The sequence below is a fragment of the Desulfurobacterium sp. TC5-1 genome (genome assembly GCF_000421485.1).
Classification (GTDB): domain Bacteria; phylum Aquificota; class Aquificia; order Desulfurobacteriales; family Desulfurobacteriaceae; genus Desulfurobacterium_A.
Genome location: NZ_ATXC01000001.1, coordinates 523,039 through 535,425, shown reverse-complemented (window position 1 = coordinate 535,425; position 12,387 = coordinate 523,039). Strand labels below are relative to the sequence as shown.

The 12,387-nt window shown below is 39.2% G+C and carries 15 protein-coding genes; 6 read left to right on the top strand and 9 right to left on the bottom strand.

The genetic code is table 11. From position 1 onward, the window contains the following. Window positions 1–51 precede the first annotated feature (51 nt). Entirely contained in the window at window positions 52–546 is a 495-nt protein-coding gene (locus tag H153_RS0102660; RefSeq protein ID WP_022846595.1) for a tetratricopeptide repeat protein, read from the top strand. Between the two features lies 1 nt (window position 547). On the opposite strand, the gene gatB is transcribed toward H153_RS0102660, so the two are convergent. From gatB to fabF, 9 genes are read right to left on the bottom strand one after another with little or no spacing between them, the layout of a single operon-like run. Continuing rightward, window positions 548–2,008, bottom strand: coding sequence for an Asp-tRNA(Asn)/Glu-tRNA(Gln) amidotransferase subunit GatB (gatB, locus tag H153_RS0102655; protein ID WP_022846594.1), 1,461 nt, complete (start codon window positions 2,006–2,008; stop codon window positions 548–550). Window positions 2,009–2,025: 17 nt separating this feature from the next. Then, a complete protein-coding gene (gene lpxA / locus H153_RS0102650; RefSeq protein WP_022846593.1) occupies window positions 2,026–2,805 on the bottom strand; it encodes an acyl-ACP--UDP-N-acetylglucosamine O-acyltransferase in 780 nt (259 codons plus the stop codon). Continuing rightward, window positions 2,802–3,245, bottom strand: a complete 444-nt coding sequence (fabZ, locus tag H153_RS0102645; protein ID WP_022846592.1) for a 3-hydroxyacyl-ACP dehydratase FabZ — start codon at window positions 3,243–3,245, stop codon at window positions 2,802–2,804. Before fabZ ends, lpxA begins: the two co-directional genes overlap by 4 nt. Beyond that, window positions 3,242–3,724, bottom strand: a complete 483-nt coding sequence (gene ispF, locus H153_RS0102640) for a 2-C-methyl-D-erythritol 2,4-cyclodiphosphate synthase (RefSeq protein ID WP_022846591.1) — start codon at window positions 3,722–3,724, stop codon at window positions 3,242–3,244. The genes fabZ and ispF overlap by 4 nt, the downstream gene beginning before the upstream one ends. 4 nt (window positions 3,725–3,728) lie before the next feature. Further along, window positions 3,729–4,736 (bottom strand): response regulator, encoded by a 1,008-nt coding sequence (locus H153_RS0102635; RefSeq protein WP_022846590.1) that lies wholly within the window; start codon window positions 4,734–4,736, stop codon window positions 3,729–3,731. After that, entirely contained in the window at window positions 4,733–5,446 is a 714-nt protein-coding gene (locus H153_RS0102630) for a hypothetical protein (RefSeq protein ID WP_022846589.1), read from the bottom strand. Before H153_RS0102630 ends, H153_RS0102635 begins: the two co-directional genes overlap by 4 nt. Next, window positions 5,443–6,039 (bottom strand): Maf family protein, encoded by a 597-nt coding sequence (locus H153_RS0102625; RefSeq protein WP_022846588.1) that lies wholly within the window; start codon window positions 6,037–6,039, stop codon window positions 5,443–5,445. The genes H153_RS0102630 and H153_RS0102625 overlap by 4 nt, the downstream gene beginning before the upstream one ends. Continuing rightward, entirely contained in the window at window positions 6,036–6,737 is a 702-nt protein-coding gene (gene rnc, locus H153_RS0102620) for a ribonuclease III (RefSeq protein WP_022846587.1), read from the bottom strand. Before rnc ends, H153_RS0102625 begins: the two co-directional genes overlap by 4 nt. Window positions 6,738–6,741: 4 nt before the next feature. Further along, window positions 6,742–7,986 carry a beta-ketoacyl-ACP synthase II gene (gene fabF / locus H153_RS0102615; RefSeq protein WP_022846586.1) on the bottom strand — a complete coding sequence of 415 codons (1,245 nt, stop codon included), beginning with the start codon at window positions 7,984–7,986 and terminating at the stop codon, window positions 6,742–6,744. A 149-nt stretch (window positions 7,987–8,135) separates the two neighbouring features. Between fabF and H153_RS0102610 the strand changes: the two genes are divergently transcribed. Genes H153_RS0102610 through ccsA form a run of 5 tightly spaced genes read left to right on the top strand, consistent with a single transcriptional unit; the run spans window position 8,136 to window position 12,377 of the window. Beyond that, on the top strand, window positions 8,136–8,753 hold the full coding sequence (locus H153_RS0102610) for a bacterio-opsin activator HTH domain-containing protein (protein WP_022846585.1): 618 nt from the start codon (window positions 8,136–8,138) through the stop codon (window positions 8,751–8,753). Window positions 8,754–8,766: 13 nt separating this feature from the next. Next, window positions 8,767–10,485, top strand: coding sequence for a type IV-A pilus assembly ATPase PilB (gene pilB / locus H153_RS0102605; protein WP_022846584.1), 1,719 nt, complete (start codon window positions 8,767–8,769; stop codon window positions 10,483–10,485). Window positions 10,486–10,496: 11 nt separating this feature from the next. Next, window positions 10,497–10,820, top strand: a complete 324-nt coding sequence (locus H153_RS0102600; protein WP_022846583.1) for a DUF190 domain-containing protein — start codon at window positions 10,497–10,499, stop codon at window positions 10,818–10,820. Between the two features lie 4 nt (window positions 10,821–10,824). Continuing rightward, complete coding sequence (gene aroD / locus H153_RS0102595) at window positions 10,825–11,571, top strand: type I 3-dehydroquinate dehydratase (RefSeq protein ID WP_022846582.1); 747 nt, start codon at window positions 10,825–10,827, stop codon at window positions 11,569–11,571. Then, window positions 11,568–12,377: a cytochrome c biogenesis protein CcsA gene (gene ccsA, locus H153_RS0102590; protein ID WP_022846581.1), complete on the top strand. Its 810-nt coding sequence runs from the start codon at window positions 11,568–11,570 to the stop codon at window positions 12,375–12,377. Before aroD ends, ccsA begins: the two co-directional genes overlap by 4 nt. Window positions 12,378–12,387: the final 10 nt, after the last annotated feature.

The window sequence follows — 12,387 nt, the reverse complement described above, 5'->3', positions numbered from 1 at the left end:
CTCTCAAATAATCCTGTACAATTTTTACATCTTAAAATATGTGGAAAGGGTATGGTTTCAAGGTCTGATCCAAAATTAGAGATAATGCAACTTATCTTAGAGGAGAAATATCCGGAAGCTCTCAAAAAGCTAACGGAAGTATTAAAACAGGAACCCTATAACAAACAGCTTAAGATGTTACTCTTTGATATCTACTACAACTTAGGTAACGTTAACAGGGCAATCGATACAGCCATAGAAACCTCACAAACCTTGCTTGAAGAAGGCTTCTACGATACGGTTATAGGATACCTTAAAAAAGTCACTTATTACGTCAAACATCCTGCGCTGTACAGGATTCTATTTCATGCACTTGTCAAAAGAGGTCTTGACTACGAGGCATTTCAATCTCTTCTTGATTTCTGCAAATATGCAGTTGAAAACCGTAAATTTCTAAAGGAAGCAGCCGATTTTTTAGACATAGTAATCGACCTCTCTCCCATCCCTTCACTTTCAAAAGAGGCAGAAGAACTGAAAAAGACCCTCCTTAAAGAAGGGCCAAACTAAACTATTCCAATTCATCAAGAACCTCAGGAATAAGCTCATTAAGAAGCTTAGGATTCGCCTTACCTCTGGTTTCTCTCATAACCTGACCAATAAGAAACTTAACAGCTTTTGTCTTTTTCTTATCATCGCCTTCTTTATACTGTTTAACTGCCTTTTCGTTCTTATTCAAAACTTCAACGATTATCTGCTTTAAAGCACCTTCATCTGAAATCTGGACAAGCCCCTTTTCTTCCACAATTTTAGACGGCTGCTTACCGGTTCTAACCATCTCAGGAAGAACATCTTCTTTGGCAACCCTGAGAGAAATCGTTCCTTTGTCAACAAGAGATAAAAGTTCTGCAATGTGTTCAGGCTTAACAGATGTACCGGATATATCGATCTTTTCCTCGTTTAAAACACCCAAAAAGTCAGAAATAATTATGTTTGCTACTTTCTTTGCTTCTCCGTTGTAAGAGTTAGCCGCCTTTTCAAAAAATTCAGCAAGCGCCCTTTCTCTCGTAAGAATGGAAGCGTCGTAAGAGGTTATCCCGAATTCTGAAACGAATCTCTCTTTTGTCTCATCAGGAAGTTCCGGAAGGGAAGATTTGATTGAATCAAGCCATTGAGAATCTATTATGAGAGGGGGAAGGTCTGGTTCTGGGAAGTATCTGTAATCCTCCGCCTCTTCCTTTGTTCTCATTGTCTTTGTAATTCCCTTTTGTGAGTCGTAAAGTCTTGTTTCCTGAACAACTTCACCACCACTTTTAACAAGAGCAATCTGTCTCTCAATCTCATACTCAAGAGCTTTTTGGATAAATCTAAAAGAGTTAACGTTTTTTATCTCCGTCCTTGTACCAAGCCTGTCGCTCCCTTTAGGACGTATAGAAACATTAGCGTCACACCTTAAAGAGCCTTCTTCAAGGTTTCCGTCATTAACACCTATCCATACCAAAATGTCTCTTAACTTCTGCATGTAAAGTCTTGCCTCTTCAGGTGTTGATATATCCGGCTCACTTACTATTTCTATAAGTGGCGTACCTGCCCTATTTAAATCAACGTAAGAATTCTGATCAAAGCCCTCACCGTGAATGGTTTTGCCTGCATCTTCTTCCATGTGTATTCTGCGAATGCGTATCTTTTTTTTCGCCCCGTCAGGTCTCTCTATCTCTATCCAGCCGTGCTCGGCAAAAGGAAGCTCATACTGTGTAATCTGATAGGCTTTTGGCAGGTCTGGATAGAAGTAGTGCTTCCGTGCAAAAACTGAATAACCATTAATCTTACAGTTCAGTGCTAACGCAGCTTTCACCGCAAATTCAACAGCTTTTTTATTTAGCACAGGCAGTGAACCTGGCATCCCGAGGCAGACCGGGCAAACATTTGTATTTGGCGGATCACCAAACCTGTTTTTACATGAACAGAAAATTTTTGTCTCCGTTAAAAGTTGAGCATGAACCTCAAGTCCTATTACCGCTTCAAACTCCATAGCACCTCTCCTTAGACTCAGGCTGTACATATACCTCTTTTACTTGATTCCATAAACCTTAACATCTCTTCTATTTCAGGAATATCGCCAAATTCTTCTCTCACCTTTTCTATAGCAACTTTTAAAGGTTCGTCTGTTTTAAAGAGCATTTCAAAGGCCGTTGTCAGCGCTCTTATAGTTTCCCTTTTAAAACCCCGTCTCTTGAGACCTATAATGTTTATTCCTTCAAGCTTTGCTCTATTTCCAATTGCAACAGTAAAAGGTGGAACGTCCCTTCCAACCGCTGAAGCACCACCTATCATTACATGTTTACCGATTCTCACGAATTGATGAACGCCGGTCATTCCACCAATTATGGCGTAATCATCTACTTTCACATGGCCTGCAAGTGTAGCAACATTGGCAAGGATAACGTGATTTCCAAGTTTACAATCGTGAGCAATATGGGAATAGGCCATTATAAGGCAATCGTCACCGACTTCAGTAACCATTCCACCACCTTCTGTTCCTCTATGAATGGTTACATACTCCCTGATAACTGTTCTATTACCAATCACAACCTCAGAAGGTTCTCCTTTATACTTTAAATCCTGCGGCGGAACACCTATTGTGGCAGAGTAGATAGTACAATTCTCACCTATTGTCGTTTTACCCTCAATAACAGCTCCCTGTTTTACAACTGTTCCTTTTCCTATCTTTACTTCCCTGCCAATGTAAGAAAATGGACCTATCACAACATCTTCATCAAGTTCTGCACCTTTTTCAACAACTGCAAGTTCATGTATTTTTACGCTCATTTTTTCACCACCGATGCCATAATTTCAGCTTCTGCCGCAACCCTGTCATCAACATAAGCAATTCCTTTCATCTTTGAAACGCTCGGCTTCAATATTATAGGTTCAAGAACAAGCCTCAACTGGTCTCCAGGTCTAACCGGCCTCCGGAATCTCGCCTTATCCACACCCATAAAGTAGATAACAACTTCACCTGCTTTCATTTCAAACGATTTAAGCATGAGAATACCACCAACCTGAGCCATTGCCTCGATAATAAGAACACCCGGCATTATTGGATGCCCCGGAAAGTGACCCACAAAAAATGGCTCGTTAATGGTAACGTTTTTTATACCGACAATTTTCTTCTTCGGCTCAAACTCAATAATTTTATCCACAAGTAAAAAAGGATATCTGTGAGGAAGTATTTCCGCAATCTGAAAAATATCAAGTTCTTGACTCAACCTTCACCTCCTTCTATAAGAACTACGGCCTGAGCGGCTATTCCTTCTTCTCTCCCTTCAAAACCAAGTTTTTCAGTGGTTGTGGCCTTAACCGAAACACAATTCACAGGAACTTCGACAGCTGAGGCTATCTTTTCTCTCATATCATTAATGTAAGGTGCCAACTTTGGCTTTTGAGCGATAACAACAGAATCTATATTAACGACTCTATAACCTCTTGAAAAAAGTTCTTTAACCGTTTCCTGAAGTAGAATAAGGCTACTTATGTCCTTGTAACTTTCATCTGTATCGGGAAACAACTTACCGATATCACCAAGGGCTGCTGCACCAAGAAGTGCATCACAGATTGCATGGAGAAGAACGTCTGCATCCGAATGGCCTAATAAACCTTTCTCGTGAGGAATTTCCACACCACCTATTATGAGAGGTCTTCCCTCAACTAATTTGTGAACATCGTAACCTATACCTATTCTTAACATGAGGTTACACTAACCTGCTTCTTATGAATTTTTCTATCTCTTCTCTTATAACCTTCTCTGCCATATCGGGAATAACTTCCCAAGCAATAGATTTTATGATTTCTTCTGCCTCTTTTTTGAATTCTTCCGCTAACTCTTCTTTTAACTGTTTTTTCAGGTCTTCAATGTCTATCTTTTCAACAGGTGAAACTTCCGCTTCAGGAACAACAGGTTGCTGCGGTTCTACCTTTTCTACAGGCGAAGTTTCTGAAGGTTCCTCTTCAACCGACTTTTGAACCTCCTCTGCAGTTTTCTCTTCTGTTTCTTTTTCCACTTCTTGAGGTACTTTCTCAGGTTCTTCAAATTTAGAAACACCAAATGCCTGAGCAAGTTTTTCCTTTTCAGAAGTTTCTTCTTCTAAAACAGGTGTTTTTTCCTCTTTTTCTTCAAGAGATATACCACCCTCTATTGGCTGAATAGCTATAGTCTCTTCTGAAGATTCAGGCTCTAACGTTATAGGCTCAAGTTCCGTCTCTTCACCACCTATATGAAGAACATTTTCCTCTATTGGTTGTATCTCCATTACCTCTTCAGCTGGCGTTATCTCTATTTCTTCCGGATGCTCTTTCTTGCCGCCGGTAAGAACTATTTCTGGCTTTTCAGCTTTCACTTCCATTTTTGGTTTTTCAAGCCTTGCTTCATTGACAAGTCTAAATAAATCGTCAACTGTGAAAGGCTTGGGAAGCACAAACTTAACGCCCATTTCCTTTGCTTTTTCTTCGTCAAAACCCTCACTTTTAAGACCTATAAAAACTACAGGAATACCGGCCGATAAAATATCTGGAATTACATCATAAGCCTTACCATTTTTAAGAGCAACATTTATTATTGCCACTTCTGGCTTTTCTGTATTTACTTTATTTAAAACTTCTTTTAAGGTTTCAGCATGAATTAACTCAACACCTCTCGGTGCCAGAACCTTTTCCATAAGCGTATGCCACGTCTTTTTAGCATCTGCGTAGAGAACCTTCATTTTGTTTCCCTCTCTTTTACCGATTTAATGAGGTCTTCAAGAATTAAAACCAGTTGCTTTGAATTAAGAGCTATTTCATCTATACTCTTGAGAAGATCTTTCTTATCGTCCTCTTTAAAAGCATACATAAGGCTTATGAGATCGCCTTTAACTGCCTCTTCGTTTATCTCTCGTGCCATGTTTATAGCTTCTTTAATTTTATCGGTATCTATAGACGGCACTGCCGTTTTTTCTTCTTTTTTCTTAGCTTCTTCCATGGAAAGTTTAATAGACTCTATTTCCGCTCTTATTATGTCTATTTTATCTTTTATTTTCATTATTACCTGATCATCAAGATTTACTGAAGGTAAAGACGCATTGAGAGATTCTTTCAACTGATTAATAACGGAATCAATAGTTTCAGCACTCTTAATAGATATTCCTGATGCACCAATATGTGTTTTAAGATCCTCTAACTGACTAATTATCGCCTCTATCTGTTCTTTATACTTTTCCAAAATTTCCTCTGTGGACAGAGATATCTTCTTTGTTAAATCCACTACCTCGTCCTGCAAAGATTTCACGGTAGATTCCAGCCCTCTTAAAATGGGCGTGTAATCCTGAACCGGCTTCGAAGATGACATTCTACCTATAACAAATCCTATAACCATACCTAATGCACCGAATACCCCTGCCACAAGCGTTGTCATTATTCCTGCATCCATAATCATCTACCCACCATCTTTTTAATATCTATACCGATGTTTAATAGAATATCATAAATTTTAGCAATAGGTAAGCCCATTACATTGAAGAAATCCCCATTTATCTTTTCTATAAAAATCGCCCCATGCCCTTGAATCCCATAAGCGCCAGCCTTATCATCCGGCTCGCCAGTTTCAATATACCAATCTATCTCTTCTCCGGTAAGAGGTTTAAAAACAACCTCTGTTTTTTCAAAACCCTTAATTAGATCTCCCTCAGGCAGTTTCAAAGCAAATCCTGTAATAACGCTGTGTTCTCTACCAGAAAGTAAACTTAAGAACTCCGCAGCCTCGATTCTGTTTGAAGGTTTTCCTAATATCTCACCATCGATAACAACGATTGTATCTGCAGCTAAAGCTATTTCGTCACTCTTCTGCAAAGAGCTTCCAGCCATAACTTTCAAAACAGCATTTTCTACCGCTGTCACTTCAGGAGCACCTGTCAGGTTTTCACGAATATTAAACGACGAGTAAACCCTGAAAGGAATCCCTACCATCGAAAGAATCTGCCTTCTCCTTGGTGAGGAAGATAGAAGAAGAAAACGGTTATACTCCCTCATAAAATCCCCAACTTCTCGAGCATTTTTTCAGCAGCCGACTGTTCTGCCTCTTTTTTAGATTTCCCCTTAGAAACCGTTTTTATCTCATTTACTATACATTCAACGGTAAATTCTTTGGAATGCTCAGGCCCTTCTTCTTTCACAACCCTGTATTCCGGAATTGTTTTAAAATCCCTCTGTGTAATTTCCTGAAGATAACTTTTATAATCTTTGTAGGTTTTCGTGTTTTCTAATATTTCCCACATTTTGCTTAAGAAAACATTGCAAAAGACAGTTTTAGCAGTTTCAAAGTTTGAATCAAGGTAAATAGCACCAAAGAGCGATTCAAAAACGTCGCAGAGAATAGACTCCTTTTCCTTACCACCGGACTTAAGTTCACCCCTTCCTAAAAGAATAAAAGAACCCAGATTAACTGTCCTTGCAAGTTTTGCAAGAGAAGGCTCGCTAACCAGAAAAGCTCTTATCTGCGAAAGTTCACCCTCACTTTTTTTAGGAAATCTTTCAATTAACTTTTCACTAACTATAAGACCAATAACCGAATCGCCCAAAAATTCAAGAACCTCGTAATTTTCAATTTCATCTTTTTTCTCAAAAGCGTAAGAAGTATGTGTGAGAGCCCGCATAAGGAGCTCCCTGTTTTTAAAGTGATATCCTATTCTCTCTTCAAGCTGTTTTATCTTTTCAAGGAAAAAACTCAACGTCCTATCCTTCCTCATATTTCTTTATTACAAGACACGCATTTGTGCCGCCAAAACCAAAGTTGCTTTTGAGAACATACTTTACATCTGCCCTCTCAGCCTTATTTGGTACGTAGTAAAGATCACATTCCGGATCAGGTTCTTCGTAATTTATCGTCGGCGGGATAATCCCCGTTTTTAATGTAAGAACTGAGGCAACACACTCAACACCGCCGGCAGCTCCAAGGAGATGCCCTATCATGGATTTAATACTGCTTATCTTAACCTTATACGCGTAATCACCAAAGACAGACTTTATGGCCATCGTCTCATACATGTCATTAAATTTCGTAGATGTTCCATGAGCATTGATATAATCAATGTCTTCAGGTTTAATACCTGCATCGTTAATTGCATTCCTAATAGCTCTTGCGGCACCTTCACCATTAGGGGCAGGAGCTGTTATGTGGTAAGCATCGCCACTCGTCCCATAACCTGCAACTTCCGCAAGGATAGGTGCTCCCCTTTTAACTGCATGCTCATATTCTTCTAATATGAGAATTCCGCAACCTTCACCCATTACAAAACCGTCTCTGTTTTTATCAAAGGGACGGCTTGCTTTTTCTGGCTCATCGTTTCTCGTTGAAAGAGCTCTTGCAGCTGCAAACCCAGCAACACTTAAAGGTGTTATAGCACTTTCTGTACCACCTGCAATCATAATGTCAGCATCGCCATACTGAATTGTCCTGAAAGCTTCACCAATAGCATGAGTTCCCGTTGCGCACGCGGTTACAACTGAAATGTTAGGACCTTTGAAACCAAATCTTATAGAAACAAATCCTGAAGCCATATTTATAATTTCCATAGGAACAAAAAACGGTGAGATTCTTTTTGGTCCCTTTTTCATTAAAATTTCGTGCTGTTTTTCTATTGTCCCGATTCCACCTATACCTGAACCTATGAGAACACCTGCCCTTTCAAGATCAATTGAATCAAGGTCAAGCTTTGACATCTCTATAGCCTGAACAGAGGCTGCAACTGCATACTGGATAAACTCATCAGTCTTTCTCACATCTTTCTTATCAAAGTACTTAAGGGGATCAAAATCCTTAACCTCACCAGCAATCTGAACGGGAAAATCAGAAGCATCAAACTTCGTAATCTTTGTTATACAGGACTTTCCCGCTGTAAGATTGCTCCAGAATGTATCAACATCACTTCCAGCAGGTGATACCACGCCTACACCTGTAACGACAACTCTCCTCTTCATATCCTATCTCCTAAAACTATGATTGATTTAACAAAGGCTTCTATGAAATTATATAAAATAAAAGTGGAGACAAATTACGCAACTTCCTGAGAGCGACCATAATTTTAAATCAGTAGAAAAAATTTCTCAAACCTGACGGGAGGTGGAAGATGGTATTAGAAATAAAACCTCAAGAGAAGGATTATGACACACTTGCCCTCCGCGTATTCCTCAAAGCACTGGAAATTATCGGCGGACCCAAGAAATTATTTGAATACAGAAATCTCACATGGGTCCCCAGCCTGATGGAGGCGTGTTACGCAGTTGTACTAAAAGAAGAGGGAATGAAAACAGAAGATGAAATAGCCGAATTTATAGGAATAACAAAACAGACAGTCAGGAATATGCTTTCTGCAGATCCAGATCTGGTTCTTAAAAAGCTGGAAGGCGAGTTAGAAAGCAAAGACATCAAAGTCCATACAGCTGGAGGCCTTGCAAAATTAGCTTATAGAGAAGTTAAAGAGGGAAGAGACAACGTGCCTTTTGTTGTCTCTGTATGCAAAACTTATCTTTCCCAACTTTTTGGCGTCGTCTGGCCTGTAGAAGTTTTAACAGTAATAAAGGGATTGTCATTCCCTATAGAGGATAGACAGGTTCTAAAAGAAAAACTGAAAGGTATTAAAATAAAAGACAGCTATGCCGAAGACCTGATTGATGTGATAGAATTGCCTGTTAGAAGTCCTGCTGATTTATTACACAAATTAAAAGAGGCTGCTACTAAGGATTAAGGAGTCTTTGGATATGGATAAAGCAATCCTGCGCCAGATAGAAAAAAAGCTTGTTGAGCTTGGGATCCCCTTAGAAAAACTCGAAAAGATAAAGAAAACAAATGAGGATTTTTTTGAAGGCCTTATAAAGAACAACCTCATAAAGGAGGAAACTCTCCTCCAAATCTTATCTCAGGTTTACGGTGTTCCATCTGTTGACTTAAGAGAAATTAGTTTAGATGAGGATATTGTAAAGATAATTCCCCAGAGTACTGCCGAAAAAAATATGCTCCTTCCCATCGGTAGAATAGGTCCAAACCTAAAGCTTGCTATGGCAGATCCATCCGACCTGCAGACAATAGAACGATTAAGATTCTCAACAGGCTTCAAAATAGAACCTTACGTGGCCTTACCCTTTAGAATTAAACAGAAACTTGAAGAAGTCTATGGAAAGATAGAGGAGGATTTCTTCTCAAAACTGCGCCAGGAACTTTTAACAGAAAAGGAATCAGCAGAAATAGAAGATTTAGAAGAAACACCTGTCAAAGAAAATGTTGTTTCTCTTGACAACCTGAAACAACTTGCAACTCAAGCACCCATTGTTAAGCTCGTTAACGCTATAGTCCTTGAAGCTCTCAAAAGAGGTGCCAGTGATATTCATATTGAACCGTTTGAGAAGGAACTAAGAATAAGATACAGGATTGACGGAGTCCTGCACGTTGTAGGAAAGTATTCCCCGGAAATTAAAGATGCCGTATCAGCACGTTTTAAAGTCTTAAGTAATCTTGATATTGCCGAAAAAAGACTTCCACAAGACGGCAGAATGTCGGTTAAGTATAAAGGCAGAAAAATAGATTTCAGGGTTTCAACTCTTCCAACGGTATTCGGTGAGAAAATTGTTCTCAGGATTCTCGACAAAGGAAACCTTCAACTTGACCTGTCAAAATTGGGGCTTGAGGAAAGAGAATATAAACTCCTCATGAAGGCAATTAAAGCACCTTACGGTATGGTTCTTGTTACCGGACCTACAGGCTCCGGTAAAACAACAACGCTATATTCCTCCCTTCTAACGGTTAACACACCAGAAGTTAACATAATGACAGCTGAAGACCCGGTAGAATATAACCTTTACGGAATCAATCAGGTTCAGATAAAACACGAAATAGGGCTTGATTTTGCGAGAGTACTGAGAGCGTTTCTAAGACAGGACCCTGACATTATCATGGTTGGTGAGATAAGGGACAAAGAGACAGCTCAGATAGCCATTGAATCAGCTCTTACCGGTCACCTTGTATTTTCAACACTTCACACAAACGATGCACCAAGCACTGTGACAAGATTGTTAGATATGGGAATAGAACCGTTCCTGGTTTCATCATCAGTCCTTCTTGTAATAGCCCAGAGGCTTGCAAGGAGAATTTGCCCTAAATGCAAAGAACCCTACAAATATCCTATTGAAGTCTTAATGGAAGTAGGTTTTTCAAAAGAAGAAGCAGCTACGATAAAAACATACAGAGGGAAAGGTTGTGACTACTGTAACGGTACTGGTTATAAGGGAAGAGTTGGATTTTACGAAGTTCTTGAAATGTCCCATAAAGTCAGAGACGCCATATTGAAAGGGAAAACCAGCGACGATATCCGTCAGATTGCTATCCTTGAGGGAATGAGAACGTTGAGAGATATTGGTAGAATAAAAATCGCAAAAGGCGACACAACACCTGAAGAGGTTCTTCGTGTTACAAGAGAGTATTAAGGAGGTATCGGATGAAGAAAGAGAAATTACTCAGAATATTTATAGATAGTGAAGATAAATACAACGGTGAACTTCTATGGAAATATATTCTGAAATCCGTAAAAGAGAGAGGTCTGGCCGGTGCAACCGTTATTAAAGCTGCAGCTGGCATTGGCTCTCATTCTGAAATACATACAATTAGCGTGCTTGCCCTATCTTTTAACCTTCCCCTAATCATAGAGATAATCGATGAAGAGAAAAAAATAGAAGACTTCATATCATTTATAGATACTTTCCTTGAAGAAGGGCTGGTAACAGTTCAGGATGTTGAAGTGAAAATTTACAGGCACAGGTAAAGAAATGCTACTTGGGACTGTTGAGCTTGGAAAAATTCCCAGAGTCATACTTGCAACAGATGATAAAAATACAGAGGAAAAGCTTTTCAAAGCGCGGGAACTCAAGATAGACCTGATAGAAGCCCGCATAGATTTAATAAAAAGCATAGATAGGGCAAGCATAAAGAAATTTCTTGACACAATAGGTGACTTTGGTTTTTATGCAGTTGCCACCGTTAGGCCGGTATGGGAAGGTGGAAAGTTTTCGGGAACTGAAGAGGAAAGACTCGGAATAATAAAGGAAGTGGCAGAACATCCCATTGTAGCAGCGGTAGATGTAGAGCTACGGGCAGAAATGATTATTAAAAGAGTAATAACATTTGTCAAAGGTCTCCGCAAAAAAATTATTATCTCATACCACGACTTTGAAAAAACCCCCCAAACACGGGAAATAAAGCAGATTGTAGAAAAAGCAAAAGAAATTGGTGGAGATATCGTAAAGTGTGCTTTTAAAGCAAACACTTTAAAGGATGTGGCAGATACGTTATGCACAATGAAATCTTTAGACATCCCGAAAATTTTTATGCTTATGGGTGACAAAGGTGCTATCTCAAGAGTTGATGGGTTCTATTTTGGCTCTCTCTTAACTTATACGTTTTTTGGGAAACCTGTAGCACCGGGACAGATAGAGGCTGAAAAACTGGTAAAATTACTTCTGGAATTTTATCCTGATTACAGGAAGGAAAAACTGAAAGCGGACCCGGGACTATGAACATACAGAGCGTAGGACTAACAACCCTTATACTCTATCTGCTATCGACATTTCACTACTTCCTCTTCCTCACAACGAGAAAAGATAAAGTTGCAATAGTAGGACTTTACGCAAGCAGAATAGGTTTTTTAACGAATGGATTATTTATTATCCTTCTTATAATAGAAAAAGGAAGCAGTGTTCTGTTTACCCCAAAAGGGGCCTTTGCCCTCCTTGCAATATCTGTAATTTCGATTTTTCTCTACTTTTCTACAAAGTACCGTTTACACGTATCAGGAATATTTCTGACGCCGTGGGCAACTCTTTTTATGGGTGTCTCTCTCTTTTCAAAGGGAATTCCCAAAAATGTTTTCCCTCTTGGCACAGTTGGAACAGTCCACATAGTAAGCGCCTTCTTGGGATATGCTGCTTTCCTATTTTCAACAATAGTTTCAATACTTTATCTTATACTTGAATACCAGCTGAAAAAGAAAAAGTTTTCGGTCTTTTACCACAAAGTCCCGTCACTAAGACTTCTTGAAAACATAATTTACAAAAGCATAAGTTTCGGATTCACGTTTATAACACTCTCTATGTTTACAGGTGCAATCTGGTCTCAGAAACTATTCGGAACTTACTGGAGCTGGCATCCCAAACAGGTAGCTACACTAATAACATGGTTCATCTATGCGGCAATACTTCACCTTTACATAAGTGGGAAATGGCACGGAAAGAAGCTATGTTACCTTTCCATTGCAGGAACAATTCTTATTGTGATAGACTTTATCGGTATTAATTTGCTATTTAAAGGAGTTCACTCTTTTTGACTATGGGGTT

Excerpts from the sequence above, each read along its gene's own strand:
- H153_RS0102610 (WP_022846585.1), top strand. The coding sequence starts at position 8,136 with ATGGTATTAGAAATAAAACCTCAAGAGAAGGATTATGACACACTTGCC.
- ccsA (WP_022846581.1), top strand. The coding sequence starts at position 11,568 with ATGAACATACAGAGCGTAGGACTAACAACCCTTATACTCTATCTGCTA.
- fabF (WP_022846586.1), bottom strand. The coding sequence starts at position 7,986 with ATGAAGAGGAGAGTTGTCGTTACAGGTGTAGGCGTGGTATCACCTGCT.
- H153_RS0102660 (WP_022846595.1), top strand. The coding sequence starts at position 52 with ATGGTTTCAAGGTCTGATCCAAAATTAGAGATAATGCAACTTATCTTA.
- H153_RS0102630 (WP_022846589.1), bottom strand. The coding sequence starts at position 5,446 with ATGATTATGGATGCAGGAATAATGACAACGCTTGTGGCAGGGGTATTC.
- H153_RS0102600 (WP_022846583.1), top strand. The coding sequence starts at position 10,497 with ATGAAGAAAGAGAAATTACTCAGAATATTTATAGATAGTGAAGATAAA.
- H153_RS0102625 (WP_022846588.1), bottom strand. The coding sequence starts at position 6,039 with ATGAGGGAGTATAACCGTTTTCTTCTTCTATCTTCCTCACCAAGGAGA.
- H153_RS0102635 (WP_022846590.1), bottom strand. The coding sequence starts at position 4,736 with ATGAAGGTTCTCTACGCAGATGCTAAAAAGACGTGGCATACGCTTATG.
- lpxA (WP_022846593.1), bottom strand. The coding sequence starts at position 2,805 with ATGAGCGTAAAAATACATGAACTTGCAGTTGTTGAAAAAGGTGCAGAA.
- pilB (WP_022846584.1), top strand. The coding sequence starts at position 8,767 with ATGGATAAAGCAATCCTGCGCCAGATAGAAAAAAAGCTTGTTGAGCTT.
- ispF (WP_022846591.1), bottom strand. The coding sequence starts at position 3,724 with ATGTTAAGAATAGGTATAGGTTACGATGTTCACAAATTAGTTGAGGGA.
- gatB (WP_022846594.1), bottom strand. The coding sequence starts at position 2,008 with ATGGAGTTTGAAGCGGTAATAGGACTTGAGGTTCATGCTCAACTTTTA.
- aroD (WP_022846582.1), top strand. The coding sequence starts at position 10,825 with ATGCTACTTGGGACTGTTGAGCTTGGAAAAATTCCCAGAGTCATACTT.